Raw genomic sequence first — 13,558 nt, forward strand, 5'->3', positions numbered from 1 at the left:
TTCGTGGCACCCGCGAAATCAGCAGCGGGTAGCAGATCGAGTCTGGCCGATGGGCTGAACATTCATAGGGGGCAATTCTTAACCCTCGGGACGATGGGTGTGAAGACGTACGCCGCGATGAATCGCCACGGAAAGGGCGCGGGTCCTGCGCATGGGTGTCGGGCGCGTCCTGCCGATCGGACCCGGCCGCCTCGGCTCGGCCCGCACGTCAGCGCCGCCGGACTTGCGCACGATCAGGCTGCCTGAGCCTCGGCGGGGGCCGGTTGGCTCACCTGCGGCGCGTCGGCGGGCGTCCGGACGTCGATCGTCGCGAGGAGACTGTCGTGCGCCCGGAACGAGACATTGGGCTTGAACGAACGGCGGTGTTCGGGTGCCAATTGGAGGCCGGGAATGGCCTCGGCCAGTTGTGTCAGAGCGATGCCGGCCTCCAGTCGCGCCAATGCCGCCCCGATGCAGAAATGCGGCCCGTGACCGAATGACAGATGGTCGGCGGCGTCGATGCGGTGCTCGTCGAACCGGTCCGGGTGGGCGAAAACCGACGGGTCCCGGTTGGCCGCCCCGATCATCAGCAGGCAGCGTGCGCCCGCCGGGATGGTGACCTCGCCCAGGGTGACGTCCCGACGGGTCACCCGCAGCCAGCCGTCGATGGCGGGCGCGAACCGCAGCGTCTCGGCCACGAAGCCGGGCACGGACCGCGGGTCGGCGACGAGCGCCTGCCACCGGTGCGGGCTGGACAGGGCCGCGTCGAGGGCGTGGGCTAGCAGCCCGGCGGTCGTCTCGTGCCCGGCCACCAGGAGGTTGAAGGCGAGGCTCGCCACCTCCGGCACGGTCAGCACGTCGTCGTCATCGTCCCGGTAGGTCAGCGCCCGGCTCACGAAGTCGGTACCGTCGACTCCACTGTCGAGCCGCTGCCGCACCAGGTCCTGGCAGTAGCGCCAGAACTCCAGCAGGCCGCGGGCCAGACGTACCTGCTCGTCCGGGTCCGGTTGCCCCCAGATGAGGGCCACCTGGCCGTCCGCCCACCGGCGGATGCGGTCGACGTCGGCGTCGGGCACCCCGAGGATGTCGAGGATGACCAGCAGCGGAAGCTCGGTGGTGAACCCGCTGACGAGATCAACCCGCTCACCCCGCTGGGCGACGAGCCGGGACACCAGCTCGTCGACGCGCCGGCGGACGATCCGGCCGTACTCGGCCTCGGCCCGATCCGCGGTGTTGGCGAAGGTCGCGCGCAGGGCGCGGCGGGTGCGGAGGTGCACCGGTGGGTCGGCGGCGGCCGTGGTCGGGGGCGCGTCGATCTGCATGATGACGCTCATCGCCTCCGGGCAGACCGCGTAGACCGGCGCGAGGGTGAGGGCGTTGCCGAACGTCGCCGCGTCGGCCAGGGCGCGCCGCACGTCCGCGTGCCGGCTGATCAACCACAGGCCCAGATCCTCGGCGTAGAGCGCCCGGTCGGGATCGTCGAGAATGCGCCGCCAGGCGCTCGCCGGATCACTGAGGTAGGCCCCGGAGTATGGACTCAATTGCATCGAACGCCTCCTGACACACCGCGCGTAATCAGCGGCGCTCGCATTTTGTCGGTCACTGATGGTGGGTCGACAATGTCGGCATCCGCCGCGTGCTCTTCACGGTGCGCCGACCTGATGCGCAAGTCAAGATTGGTGCTCATCTATCTAAGAACCGCGACAATTGTGTATTGCAGAACGGTGTCGTCCCTGGCTGGTTGCACCTTGCAGCCCGAGGCTTGCGGGTCCGTGCCCTCCGAGCAAGGCCGCATCCCCGCAGTCCACCGTGGGTGGGATTGGCCGATTTCGCAATCCTCATTCCCGGGAAACGAATCCGTCGGATGCAGGTGACGCCGACCCTCGATGCGCTGGGGTACGCCGGTGGGGGAGGCGTTCAGCCGTCGGCGCGTTGGCCCGTCGGCGCAATCAGGTGGGCGAGCCAACCTCCCAGGCGCGCCAGCGCGCCCGTCGAGTCGAGCAACGACAGGCCGCCGCCCAGCAGCGCCACGCCCGCCGTGGTGGCGATCGTCCCGGCCGGATGTCGCCAGCCGCGCACCCGGTCGCCAGTTCGGGCGAGCGCCCGCCGCCGGTCGAGGTGCGACCGGCGGCGGGCGCGTCCGGGTGGATCAGGAGTACGGGAGGCGCAGCACCGACTGGTTGCCGATGCCCAGGGTGGTGGGGTTGTTGCCGATGGCCGACCAGACCTCGACCCGGACCGTGCCGTTGCTCAACGTGCCCAACGTGCCGGTGGCCGAGGCCAGGCCGGCGCTCTGGGTGTAGTGCTCGTAGCCGGTGACCGGGTCGGTGGCGAAGTAGCGCCAGGTCTCCGTCCGGTCCCAACTGCCGTTGCCGGTCAGGTCGTAGGAGACCCGTACCTGCGTGCCGTTGCCGACCGCCGTGCCGGCGTCCAGGAACAGGTCGAACGCGGTCTGCGCCCCGGAGTACGTGAGGTTCAGGCCGGTCGCGGTGAAGACCTGGGCGTTCGTCGGCGTACCGTCGTGGTTTCCGTTGGCGGCCGCGACCGTAGCCGTGGTCGCGCTGCCGGCGTTGCCCAACCCTCCACCGGCGAGCAGGTACCGCGTCGGCGAGCCCGAGCTGGGCGGCGGCGTGGTCGGCGGTGCCGTGGTCGGCGGCGCCGTCGTGGGCGGCGCCGTGGTCGGCGGTGACGTCGTGGGTGGTGCGGTGGTCGGCGTGCTCGTCGGCGGTACGCCGCCGGAGGCGTTGCCACCGCTCCAGGTGTACGCACCGGTGGTGGCCGTCCGCCCGGCCCCCACGGTGAGCCGCGTGCCGTTGGAGAACGTGACGGTGATCGGGCTCGCGGTCGGGTTCGACGCCACGTAGGTGCGCGCGCCGTTGCGGGAGAAGACCGCGCTGAGTGGGTGGTTGGCGCTGACCGACGTGTCGACGGTGCCCAGCGCCGCGAGGTTACGGATCCAGTGGAAGGTGTGCGCCCGGCTCTCGCCCTCCTCCGGGGTGTAGCCGGGGTTGGCGCGCAGGTTGGCCAGGGCCGCGTCGGGGTCGCCGAGGGCCTGGAACTGCCACAGGATGTCCTGCCACACCGTCGGTGGTCCACCGTTGTTACGGACCAGCTCGGCGTAGTTGGTGCGCACGTACGCCGGGTTGGCGCCCAGGTAGAGGTGCCCGCCGGTGACCGGCAGCAGGTTGATGCCCTGGATCATCTCCGGCTCGCCGCTGAACCAGGTGGCGTACGCCCCACCGTCGCCCCAGACCATGCCGACCGTGGAGTGCCCGAAGGCGGCGGGGAAGTTCTGGTCGCTGACGTCGAACCAGTACTCCTGGATGGCCGCGGCCTGCGTGGTGTAGAGGAAAATGCCGGCGTCGCGGACGGCGCTGTCGCCGGTGACCTGCCCCCACTGGATCAGGGCGTTGGCGAAGTTCATCCCCTCGGAGGACGACTCCTGGTTGTTGCCGGAGCCGAACGACCCGTGCCCGGACGCCCAGTCGTGCCCGGCGTAGATGTCGAAGTCGCGCAGGTACGGAAAGCGGGTGTCGTCGCGGCGGTAGTTGTTGGCGTCGCGGATCAGCAGGTCCACCATGCCGCCGTAGCGGCTGCTGGCGGCCCACGACGGGTCGAACTTGGCCAGCGTCGCCGCGGCGGCGATGTAGTAGCCGTAGTGGAAGTGGTGGTCGTTGAGCTCCTGGTCGGAGCCGTACGACGCCGGATAGCCGATCAGGGTGCCCCAGTTGGCGTCGTAGTAGAAGACCTTGCTGGTCTTGCCGCTGGAGGCGGTGAACCAGTCGGTGAGGGTGCTGCGGATCGCGTTCAGCGCGCTGTCGCGGGTGGTGGTGTCGTTGACCAGGTCGGCGATCTCGGCGATCCGGGCGGCCCGGCCGAGCCCCTTGCCGGTCCAGTACGTGTCGTTGCCGCGCTGGTCCATCGGGTTGCCCCGGACGGCGGTCAGCTGACCGGTCAGCGTGGCCAGGTCCGCGCCACTGCCGTCACCGACGGCCGGCAGCTCCGGCAGGACGCCCTGGAACGTCATGGCGGTCCGGAACTGACTGATCCCGGTGAGGACCTTCATCCTGCCCCGCGCCGACGGGTAGGTCGGCGTGATCGGGGTCGAGCCGGACAGCGACTTCCACTGGTGCGGGTAGAGGCTGACCACGGTCTGCGCGGCGCTGCCCTCACGGGCGGTGGTGGTGAAGGCGTACGTCGTGCTCAGGCCGTTGGTCGACGGGTCGTAGGCGTAGGAGACGCGGGTGCCGGTGACGTGGGCGTGCGCGTACCGGCCGTAGGTCGCGGCCAGGTCGGCGCGCTCGCTGGCGCTCGCCGTCGGCGGCAGCAGTGCCACCGAGAAGTAGCCGCGACCGGCCAGGGTGGAGGAGATGCGGCCACCGCTGACGGTCCAGCTCGCGCCGCTCGGGGCGTACGCCACGTAGTCGTGGCCGTTGACCCGGAAGCCGATGGTGGCGCCGCTGTTGGACCACACCTCGGAGGTGCCGGACGTGCCGATCACCGCGTCGCCGCCGGTGGCCTGGAAGTACGCGAACGGCAGGCCGTGGCCGATGGTGGCGCGCAGGGTGCGGGCGCCGTCGCTCCAGTACGGGCTGACCGTCCAGTCGGTCCAGCCGTCCACCTTGACCTGGGAGGCGGCGAGCCCAGCCACGCCGACGCGGATGTCCTGCACGTACGGGTAGTGGTATTCGCCGACGCCGGTCGCGGTGCCGCTGATGGCCGGCGTGGAGTTGGCGGAGAAGCCGAGACCGTCGGTGAACGTGTCGTAGGAGGTCGGGTGGGCGTGCAGGGGCTCACTGAAGGAGCAGTCGGTACGCTTCCACAGCAGCGAGGACCACCAGTCGTTGGTGGGCACCGCGCCGGCGGGCGCGTTGGCGGTGGCGAACTGCCGGGGGTTGCTGGACATCTGGCCGCAGCCGGTGGGAAGCGCGCCGACCGGGGTGGTGGTGTAGCTGCCGGCGCCGACGGGTGCGGCCTCGGCGGCGCGGGTGACGGGAATCGTGAGGCCGCCGACGACCAGGGCCAGGACGGTGGCGGCTGCCAGCGCCCATCGGCGGTGGGGGACGGGAGGTTTCATGGTGCCTCCATCGCGGGTCCGGGCGCGGATCGTGCCGCCCCGGCGCCGTGCGTCTGAATTGTGGAAAAGGTCGATCGAGAGAGCGCTCTCTCACGCGGCACGGTAATCGACCGTCCAGATCCCCGTCAATGTGTCCGTCCGGTTGCGTGCTGATGTCGCGAACTGATCGCGGTGACTACAACTAGCCCTCCGTCACGGCGACCCCGTCCAGGTCGGCGTGCAGCGCCTCCGGCGCGCGCATCCGCCAGGCATCGGTCACGAGCTCGGCGAGCCGGTCGACGTCGACCGCCGCCAGACGCAGCAGCACCAGCGGCAGGCCGTCGTACCCGGGCGTGGTGAAGAAGACGTCGGGTTCGCCGAGAAGCAGGGCCTGCTTCTCGGCCTCGTCCCCGACGAACAGCACCGCGATGTCGCGGCGGATCACGCGGGGCCTGCCCGGCCTGCGCTCCGGATAGGACCAGGCGAAACCCTTGTCGGCCACCCGGAAGTCGAAGCCCTCGCTGTCGATCTCGACCGTGTGGGGCAGGGCCAGAGCCAGGCGGCGGACGTCGTCGGCGTCAGCCACCGAGACCCCGCACCGCGCGCGCCATCCGCATGCGCCGAGACTACGCACCGGGACCGACAGGCGTCAGCCGGCCGCCGTTGCCAGGTCGACGGCCGTGGCCCCGACGATGGCCCGGTCGCCCTCGCGCTGGACGTAGCCGATCACCGTCGCCTGGGCGGGGTCGAGATCCGGCGGCGGTACCACCTCCACCTGTCCCCGCTCGCCGTCCAGGGGACCGCACCGACGACGCCTGGTCAGCGGGGCCGCAAGGGTGGATGGGTGCGTGCAGGGTCAGGAGGCCCCTCTCTACCACGAATCCGCCGTTTCACCCGGCAGTGCCACTTACGGGTAATACCCCTCTAGGTGTCCTCATCCTCCGTTAGCTTGCCAATGAGAGGAAACCTCGTATTCGTTACAAGATGCGGCTAAGGAGTCAGTGATGAAGCGCAGCGTAGCGCTAGCGGCGGCCCTCCTGATGGGTCTGACCAGCGTCGGCACGCTCCCCGGGCCTGCGTGGGCCGATGGCGGGGGTCCGGAGGGCAGCCACGAGGACCGCGGGGGAGGGGGACACCACGGCAGCGAGGGCGCGGTCTTCGTACAGACCAACAAGGCCGAGGGCAACACCATCAAGGTGTACGACCGCGACGAGGACGGCCGCCTCAGCAAGGCGGGTGAGTACGAGACCGGCGGCCTGGGCGGCTTCACGATCGGCGCGCCGGTCGACGCGCTGGCGTCGCAGGGGTCCTTGACCTACCACCGCGGGCTGCTGTTCGCCGTGAACGCCGGCAGCAACACCGTGACCGTCTTCCGCGTCGACGGCACCCGGCTGCACAAGGAGCAGGTGATCTGGTCCGGGGGTCTGCTTCCGGTCAGCGTCACCGCCCGCGGCAACCTCGTCTACGTGCTGAACGCCGGTGGTGAGGGCTCGGTGCAGGGCTTCGAGCTGCACAAGGGGCGGCTGTCGCCGATCCACGACTCGAACCGGTCGCTCGGCCTGCACAACGGCAACCCGCCGGCGTTCATGACCGCCCCCGCGCAGATCACGATCGACCCGGAGCGTGAGTTCGTGCTGGTGTCGACCAAGGCGGCGAACGTCATGTTCAGCTACGAGATCGGTCGCCACGGCGAACTCGCCCGCCACCCGGTCGTCAGCGACGCCGGGTCCGTGCCCTTCGGCTTCACCTTCGACACCGAGGACTCGGTACTGGTCACCGAATCCGGCAGCAACGAGGTCAGCCGCTTCGACCTCGACGACGACGGCGCCCTCGACCAGGTCGGGCCGTCCGTGGGGAACGGACAGCAGGCGACCTGCTGGATCCAGCAGGTCGGCGACTACTTCTACGTCGCGAACGCCGGCAGCTCGACGATCAGCGCCTACCGGGTGGACGACGACGGCAAGCTGCAACTCGTCCACGCCGTCGCCGCCGAGACCGGCGGCGGGTCGATCGACATGACCACCAGCGACGGCTTCCTGTACGTCCAGAACGCCGCCGCCGGCAACGTGCAGGGCTACGAGGTGGACGACGACGGCTCCCTGCGCCTCGTCACCACCGTCGAGGGCCTGCCGAAGTTCACCGACGGCATCGGCATGGAGGGCATCGCCGCCTCCTGACGGGTCGTCCTGCCGCTGGTCCCGGTCCCCTGTGACCGGGACCAGCGTCTGTCCGCCGGTGGCCCGATCATGACAACTGCATGACAAATCGGCCGGGACGCCGACCGGTGGTTTCGGCGGTGCCCGGCTCGGGGCACGAGAACGTCGCTGACGACAACACCTTCGGAAGGGACGGCCCCCGTGGAAATCCAGGGCTTCTTCACCGCGATCATCATCGGCCTGGTCATTGGCGCTCTCGGCCGGCTCGTGGTGCCCGGCAAGCAGAACATCTCGATCGTGCTCACCCTCGCGATCGGCGTGCTCGCCGCGATCCTCGGCACGCTCGTCGCCGGTGGACTCGGCGTCGACGAGACCGCCGGCATCGACTGGATCGAGCTGCTCCTGCAGGTCGTGTTCGCCGCGATCGGTGTGGCCGGCGCCGCCGCCGTGTTGGGCCGTCGGCGCTCCTGACATCCCGCGCTCCCGGGGGCCCGCCGGCCCCCACGCGCCCGTGGCGACGACTGGTCGCCACGGGCGCTGTGCTTGGATGATCCGGTGCAGTTCACCGTGACAGACGCGCCGACGCGGGAGCGGTTCGAGGCGCGCGACGAGACGGGCGCGGTCGCCGGGATCGTGACCTACCAGCTGACCGGCGGCATCATCGCCTACACCCACACCGAGGTCGATCCGGCGTACGAGGGCCGGGGTGTCGGGTCGACCCTGGCCCGCGCGGTCATGGACGACGCGCGGGCCAAGGGGCGCACCGTGGTGCCGATCTGCCCCTTCCTCGCCGAGTGGCTGGTCAAGCACCCGGAGTACGAGGAGATCGTGGTGCGGTCCACCCGGAAGGTGAAGTAGCGACGGCTCGGTGCCACGCGGCGACGCCGACCCGGTGCAGGATGTCGACCATCTCACTCTCCCTGGTTGTCGGTGCGGTGACGTTCGATCGTCTCGGCGATCCGCTTGATCCGGCGGAGTCGCGCGTCCCAGGTCGCGCCGACGGCGGTCAGCTGGGCGACCGCGCGCGCGAGCTGCGCCTCGTCGACCTGGTAGTGGCGCTCGCGGCCAGCCGGCGCGGAGGTGATCAGGCCGACCCGGTCCAGGACTGCCAGGTGCTTCGACACGGCCTGGCGGGTGACGGGTAGTCGCTCGCTCAGCGACGTGGCGGTGCCGGGCCCGCCGGCGAGCAGCAGGTCGATCATGCTGCGCCGGATGGGGTCGCCGATCGCCGACCACAGGGCGTCGTCGACGGCAGTGGTCATGACGTGGCGACCAGCCGGGTGACGTACGCGCCGAGGTTCGGGACGTAGTGGTTCCATCCGCTGACGTGGTCCTGGTACTGCCTCTCCAGCAGGGCCACCTCCCAGCCCATCTCGCGGAACCCGGTCTCCGTCATGCGGACGCGGGTTCCCGTCGCGATCGCGGTGAGGTCGAAGGTGACCAGCAGCGACTGTCCCGTGCGCTCGGGCTCGGTGAAGCACCACCGGAAGGAGAACCTCTTCGGCGGGTCCACGTCGACGACGGCCAGGTCGACGGTCGTGGTCGCGCCAGTCTCGGCGTCGCGCCACACCAGCTCGCCGGGAGCGCCCGGGACCGGTTCGAACCGGGCGTCGTCGGGCCACCACTCCCGCACGTGCTCGGGCTGGCTGATCACCTCGAAGACCACCTCGGGTAAGGCGTCGACGTCGATGTCGCGTTCGATGACTCCGTACTCCATGCGTACCACCCTTTCGCAACCTTTGGTTGCGTCACGGTACACCGGGCCGACGGCGAGGTGCAACCTTTTGTTGCATGTCAGCTCGGCGGATCCGGGGGCGCGACGGCGCCATCCGGATCACGTTCGGCGCCCCGAGACCGTCGCGCTGCCACACACGGCCTCGGGGACACGCCGAGTCCTGACCGCGTCAGCCGTTGAAGTCCGTCATCAGCCAGATCCGGTCGAAGGCGCGCTCGGCCAGGTCCGCATGCTTGATCATGAAGTTGACGACGATCAGCGTCTCCCCGAACGCGTCACCCACCTGCCCCTCGTCCAACCAGACGGTGGCCAGCACGGTGTGCTCGGTGGCGTCGAGGATGGGGTTGTCCGCGCCGCCGGTGCTGGCGGCGCCGTAACCGCCGAGGGAGAACTCGTAGTCGTTGTCTTCGAGGTACCACATCACTTCGCCGATCGCCTCCTCGACCTCGTCGTCCAGGCGAAGGTCGAACGGCGCCTCACGCTCGTTCTCCGGAAGGCTCCAGCCGGCACGAGCGTGCAGCGGAAGCGGATCGAAGACCGGCACCTCGGGGGTGGGGCGCTCGGTCACCGGAGTGCCGGCCGGCACATGGACGACCCGGCACCGGGTGGGCGTGAAGCGCGGCTCGACGAAGAACAGCAGCGACCCGTCGGCCGGCAGGTCGAGGTCGTGCCCGTGCGAGGGGAGCGCGGCGAGGTCGAGCGTCAACACGAGACACTGCCCGGGCGGCCACTCCTCGCCCTGCGGCAACGCCGCGAGACCGCCGAACCGACCGACCACAGGCAGGCCGTCGCCCTTCGGAACCAGTTCCGTCTGTGGTCGGGCCAGCCGCACCCAGCGCTCGATCTCGTCCGCTGGCACGCCCTCTTCCCGGGCTGCGCCCCGGAACTCCTGTCGTACATCCATGGCCGGGCATTGTGCCGGAAAGATCCGACGGACATCGGGCCACGACCGCCACGCGGGTTCGACGCCCCGCCGGGCCGCGGTTCCTCAGGCGGCGTCGGCGCGGGCGGCCAGGGCGTCCACGAGGCGGCGGGCCGAGCCAGCCAGGTTCCACCGGCCGGCCAGGTCGAGCAGCCGCTCCGGGTCGGCGGGGGCCGTGGGTAGCGCGGTGGGCAGCTCCGGCAGCGCCACGTCCAGGGCGACCCGGACCACCGTCGGCGCGACGGCCAGGTAGTCACGGGCGGCGGCCAGCTTGGTGCGCAGGCCCGGCGCGAAGGACGAGTCGGAGTCGTCAAGCGCCGCCAGGATGCCGTCGATGCTGCCGTACCGCTCGATGAGCCGCGCGGCGGTCTTCTCGCCGACGCCCGGCACACCGGGCAGCCCGTCGCTGGGGTCGCCGCGCAGGGCGGCGAAGTCGGCGTACCGGTCGGCGGGCACCCCGTAGCGGGCGCGGACCGCCGCGTCGTCGCAGTCGTCGAGCTTGGCCACGCCGCGTCCGACGTAGAGCAGCCGTACGTCCCGGGAGTCGTCGATAAGCTGGAACAGGTCCCGGTCGCCGGAGACCACCTCGACCGGACCCGGCTGGGTCACCGACAGCGTGCCGAGCACGTCGTCGGCCTCGTAGCCGTTGGCGCCGACGGCGGTGATGCCGACCGCGTCGAGGACCTCCAGGATCATCGGCACCTGCGGGGAGAGCGTGTCGGGGACGACCTCGCCGCCCTGCGGGGCAACCCGGTGCGCCTTGTACGACGGCAGCAGCTCGACCCGCCACGCCGGCCGCCAGTCGTAGTCCAGAGCGCACACCATCCGGTCGGCGCCCCGGCCGCGGATGAGCGTGGCGAGCATGTCGAGGAAGCCGCGCACCGCGTTGACGGGCTGGCCGTCGTCGGTGCGCGCGGCGGACTCCGGGATGCCGAAGTAGGCCCGGAAGTAGAGGCTGGGTGCGTCGATCAGCAGGATCGGGGATCGGTGTGCCACGCCCGACAGCCTGGCACAGCCCTCCGACGGTCAGCGGTACGCCCGGCCGACCGGCGGCGTCAGCGCCGCTCGTCGTGCCGGTAGACGGTGTCGCGGCGGGCGAGGTGCTGCACGACGTAGCTGGTCACCAGCAGCAGGATCGCGACGAGCACCTCGACCCAGGCGGCGACGCCGTCGGCCACGGTCAGCCCGATCACCAGCAGGACCAGGCCGACGAGCGCGAGAACCCCGGCCCACAGTTGGCGACGACGGCGGGTCGCCACCCGGTTCGCGTCGCTCGGTGTCACATCGGCCCTCCCGGTCGGGCCACCTGTGCGGGCGTCCCGATCCCAGGCTAGGGTCCCCGCCCCGCCCCCACCGGGAAACCACCGAGCCGGCCGGCGACGCGACCCGGGTGCTCGCCGGGGACCCGACCGCCCGCGGTCAGACCCCGATGGTGACGACGGGACGCCGGCTCTCGTCCCGGTCGTGGTCGCTGAGGTCGCGGAGGTGCCGGATGGGCGAGAGCAGCAGCACCAGGGGCGCGCAGACCAGGGTCGCGGCGAAGACGACCAGGGTTGCGCGGGCACCGAACGGGCCGGCCAGCACGCCGGCGACCAGCCCGCCGACCGGGATGGCGCCCCAGGAGACGAACCGCACGGTCGCCATCACCCGGGAGAGCAGCTCGGGTGGGCTGGCGATCTGCCGGTACGTCCGGGTGGTCACGCTCAGCACGACCGTGCCGAGGGAGAAGACGACGCTGCCCGCGGCGAAGGCGACGTACGCCAGCCAGCCGCTGCCTGAGGGGATCAGGAACGCTCCGGCGACAGTGGTGAACCCGGCGGCGACCAGCGCGCGGGCGCTGCCGAGCCGCGTGGTGATCCGGGTGGTGAGGGCCGCCCCGACGAGCGCGCCGACACCCTCGACGGCGAGCAGGACACCGACCAGGCCGGCCGGCGCGTGCAGGTCGCGGACCAGGTAGAGCGAGTGCAGCGCGAACTGCGCGCCGCAGACGAAGTTCATGGCCGTCGCGGCCCACATGCTCGGGCCCATGACCCGGTGGTACGCGACGTAGCGCCAGCCTTCGCGGATCAGCTCACCGACCGGCGGCCAGTGCGCGGGCGCGTCGACGCGGCGCGCGGGCAGGGTACGCAGCAGAGCCGCCGAGACGAGGTAGCTGACCGAGTCGACGAGCAGGGTGGGCACCGCGCCGAGCGCCTGCACGGCGAGGCCACCGAGCGAGGGGCCGCTGAGCAGGGTCGCGGCGTGGGTGGCCGAGGTGAGGCTGTTGCGTGACTGCAACTGCTCGCGCTCGACGATGCTGGGCAGGAAGGTCGAGTTGGCCACGTCGAACAGCACGTTGGCGAAGCTGACGACGAGCGCGGTGACCACCAGGTGGGTGACGGTGAGGTGTCCCCACCACCACGCGAGCGGGATCGACGCGACGGCGACGGCGCGGGCCAGGTCCGCGCCCACCTGCGCGCCGCGCAGCGGCAGGCGCTGCACGATGACGCCGGCGGGCAGGCCGATCACGAGCCAGGCAACGTAGCTGGCGGCGGCGATCACTCCCATCTGGAACGCGGAGGCGTCCAGGACGGTGAGCGCGGTCAGCGGCAGAGCCACCGCGCCGACCGCCGACCCGACCATGCTGGTCGTGCCGGCGGTCCACCAGCGCCAGAACACCCCGGCCCGTTCGTCGACGTGCAAGTCGTCGACCCCCGTTCGTCGTGCCGGAGTGTCCGCGGCTCCGTCGCGTTCCCGGTGCCAGTGCGTTCCATTCTGGAACGGACTATAGTCGGGTCAGGACGGATGGAGGAAGCGGGTGCGACGAGAAGATCTCGCCGACGCGGACTGCGGCATCGCGCAGGCGCTCGGCGTGCTGGGGGACTGGTGGACGTTCCTGATCGTGCGCGACGTCGCCGGCGGCACGACCCGCTTCGACGCGCTCCAGCGCGTACTGGGCGTCAGTCGGCGGGCGCTGACCGAACGCCTCGCCGCCCTGGTCGAGCAGGGCGTGCTGGAACGCCGCCCGTACTCGGCGCACCCGCCCCGGCACGACTATCTGCTCACCGCGAGGGGTGAGGGCCTGCTGCCGGTCCTGATCGCCCTGCAGGACTGGGGAACGAGGCATCTGATGGGTGACGGAGAGCTGACCGCGACCGCCGACGACGCATCGGCCGAGACGCGGCGGGTGCACCACCTCGTCGGGCGGCGGCTGCCCGAGGTCGCCCTGCCCGGGCCGGACGGTGAGCCGGTCGCCCTGGCCACGCCGGACGCGTGGAGCGTGCTCTACCTCTACCCGGGCGCGTACGCACCGGGAGTCAACGCCTATCCGCCGGGGTGGTCCGACATCCCCGGCGCGCGGGGCTGCACCCTGGAGTCGACCACCTACGCCGACCGGTATCCGAGGTTCCGGGAGGCGGGGGCGCGGGTGTACGGCATCAGCACCCAGCGGCCGGACCAGCTCGCCGACTTCAGCGCGTACGCCCGGCTGCCGTTCCCGCTGCTGTCCGACCAGGACGGTCGACTCGCCGCGGGGCTGCTGTTGCCCACCTTCCGGGCCGGCGGGGTGACCCGGTTCAAGAGACTGACGATGCTGGTCGACCCGACGTCGGTGGTGCGGGCGGTGCAGTTCCCCGTCACCGATCCGGCCGGATCGGTCGACGAGATGCTGGCTCTGGCCAGCGACCACGCGACGATCCCCGGCTGACGCGGGGGCGTCGACCGGGGATCGC

The 13,558-nt window shown here is 71.3% G+C and carries 15 protein-coding genes; 4 read left to right on the forward strand and 11 right to left on the reverse strand.

Annotated elements, in window-relative coordinates; translation table 11 throughout:
* Positions 1-233: 233 nt before the first annotated feature.
* The 5 genes from ABZV06_RS20705 to ABZV06_RS20725 all read right to left on the reverse strand — a co-directional run bounded on the left by ABZV06_RS20705 (position 234) and on the right by ABZV06_RS20725 (position 5,810).
* Positions 234-1,526, reverse strand: a complete 1,293-nt coding sequence (locus tag ABZV06_RS20705; protein ID WP_355233614.1) for a cytochrome P450 — start codon at positions 1,524-1,526, stop codon at positions 234-236.
* Between the two features lie 370 nt (positions 1,527-1,896).
* Positions 1,897-2,058, reverse strand: a complete 162-nt coding sequence (locus ABZV06_RS20710) for a hypothetical protein (protein ID WP_355233616.1) — start codon at positions 2,056-2,058, stop codon at positions 1,897-1,899.
* Positions 2,059-2,128: 70 nt separating this feature from the next.
* Positions 2,129-5,056, reverse strand: coding sequence for a glycosyl hydrolase (locus ABZV06_RS20715; protein ID WP_355623437.1), 2,928 nt, complete (start codon positions 5,054-5,056; stop codon positions 2,129-2,131).
* Positions 5,057-5,237: 181 nt separating this feature from the next.
* Positions 5,238-5,621 carry an MmcQ/YjbR family DNA-binding protein gene (locus ABZV06_RS20720; RefSeq protein ID WP_355233619.1) on the reverse strand — a complete coding sequence of 128 codons (384 nt, stop codon included), beginning with the start codon at positions 5,619-5,621 and terminating at the stop codon, positions 5,238-5,240.
* A gap of 63 nt (positions 5,622-5,684) precedes the next feature.
* A complete protein-coding gene (locus tag ABZV06_RS20725) occupies positions 5,685-5,810 on the reverse strand; it encodes a hypothetical protein (RefSeq protein ID WP_355233621.1) in 126 nt (41 codons plus the stop codon).
* Between the two features lie 229 nt (positions 5,811-6,039).
* Here ABZV06_RS20725 and ABZV06_RS20730 point away from each other — a divergent pair, with 229 nt between their 5' ends.
* The 3 genes from ABZV06_RS20730 (at position 6,040) to ABZV06_RS20740 (ending at position 8,049) form a co-directional block, all read left to right on the forward strand.
* Positions 6,040-7,212 (forward strand): beta-propeller fold lactonase family protein, encoded by a 1,173-nt coding sequence (locus ABZV06_RS20730; RefSeq protein ID WP_355233623.1) that lies wholly within the window; start codon positions 6,040-6,042, stop codon positions 7,210-7,212.
* A 180-nt stretch (positions 7,213-7,392) separates the two neighbouring features.
* Entirely contained in the window at positions 7,393-7,662 is a 270-nt protein-coding gene (locus tag ABZV06_RS20735; protein ID WP_355233625.1) for a GlsB/YeaQ/YmgE family stress response membrane protein, read from the forward strand.
* An 84-nt stretch (positions 7,663-7,746) separates the two neighbouring features.
* Positions 7,747-8,049 (forward strand): GNAT family N-acetyltransferase, encoded by a 303-nt coding sequence (locus ABZV06_RS20740; RefSeq protein ID WP_355233627.1) that lies wholly within the window; start codon positions 7,747-7,749, stop codon positions 8,047-8,049.
* Positions 8,050-8,102: 53 nt separating this feature from the next.
* On the opposite strand, the gene ABZV06_RS20745 is transcribed toward ABZV06_RS20740, so the two are convergent.
* From ABZV06_RS20745 to ABZV06_RS20770, 6 genes are all read right to left on the reverse strand, one after another.
* Positions 8,103-8,453, reverse strand: coding sequence for a metalloregulator ArsR/SmtB family transcription factor (locus tag ABZV06_RS20745; RefSeq protein ID WP_355233629.1), 351 nt, complete (start codon positions 8,451-8,453; stop codon positions 8,103-8,105).
* Entirely contained in the window at positions 8,450-8,908 is a 459-nt protein-coding gene (locus ABZV06_RS20750; RefSeq protein WP_355233631.1) for an SRPBCC domain-containing protein, read from the reverse strand. Before ABZV06_RS20750 ends, ABZV06_RS20745 begins: the two co-directional genes overlap by 4 nt.
* A gap of 187 nt (positions 8,909-9,095) precedes the next feature.
* A complete protein-coding gene (locus tag ABZV06_RS20755; protein ID WP_355233633.1) occupies positions 9,096-9,830 on the reverse strand; it encodes a DUF1963 domain-containing protein in 735 nt (244 codons plus the stop codon).
* Between the two features lie 84 nt (positions 9,831-9,914).
* Positions 9,915-10,844, reverse strand: coding sequence for a 5'-3' exonuclease (locus ABZV06_RS20760; protein ID WP_355623440.1), 930 nt, complete (start codon positions 10,842-10,844; stop codon positions 9,915-9,917).
* 59 nt (positions 10,845-10,903) lie between these two features.
* On the reverse strand, positions 10,904-11,131 hold the full coding sequence (locus tag ABZV06_RS20765) for a hypothetical protein (RefSeq protein ID WP_355623443.1): 228 nt from the start codon (positions 11,129-11,131) through the stop codon (positions 10,904-10,906).
* Between the two features lie 136 nt (positions 11,132-11,267).
* The gene (locus tag ABZV06_RS20770; RefSeq protein ID WP_355623445.1) at positions 11,268-12,530 is read right to left on the reverse strand and encodes an MFS transporter; all 1,263 of its coding nucleotides are present in this window, start codon (positions 12,528-12,530) and stop codon (positions 11,268-11,270) included.
* A 115-nt stretch (positions 12,531-12,645) separates the two neighbouring features.
* On the opposite strand from ABZV06_RS20770, the gene ABZV06_RS20775 reads away from it, so the two are divergent.
* Positions 12,646-13,533, forward strand: a complete 888-nt coding sequence (locus tag ABZV06_RS20775; RefSeq protein ID WP_355623448.1) for a winged helix-turn-helix transcriptional regulator — start codon at positions 12,646-12,648, stop codon at positions 13,531-13,533.
* Positions 13,534-13,558 lie beyond the last annotated feature (25 nt).

The organism is Micromonospora sp. NPDC005172 (assembly GCF_040608555.1).
Classification (GTDB): Bacteria; Actinomycetota; Actinomycetes; order Mycobacteriales; family Micromonosporaceae; genus Micromonospora.

What these genes read in the sequence shown, in the direction of transcription:
- ABZV06_RS20750 (WP_355233631.1), bottom strand. Translation starts at nt 8,908, where the DNA reads ATGGAGTACGGAGTCATCGAACGCGACATCGACGTCGACGCCTTACCC.
- ABZV06_RS20705 (WP_355233614.1), bottom strand. Translation starts at nt 1,526, where the DNA reads ATGCAATTGAGTCCATACTCCGGGGCCTACCTCAGTGATCCGGCGAGC.
- ABZV06_RS20755 (WP_355233633.1), bottom strand. Translation starts at nt 9,830, where the DNA reads ATGGATGTACGACAGGAGTTCCGGGGCGCAGCCCGGGAAGAGGGCGTG.
- ABZV06_RS20730 (WP_355233623.1), top strand. Translation starts at nt 6,040, where the DNA reads ATGAAGCGCAGCGTAGCGCTAGCGGCGGCCCTCCTGATGGGTCTGACC.
- ABZV06_RS20715 (WP_355623437.1), bottom strand. Translation starts at nt 5,056, where the DNA reads ATGAAACCTCCCGTCCCCCACCGCCGATGGGCGCTGGCAGCCGCCACC.
- ABZV06_RS20745 (WP_355233629.1), bottom strand. Translation starts at nt 8,453, where the DNA reads ATGACCACTGCCGTCGACGACGCCCTGTGGTCGGCGATCGGCGACCCC.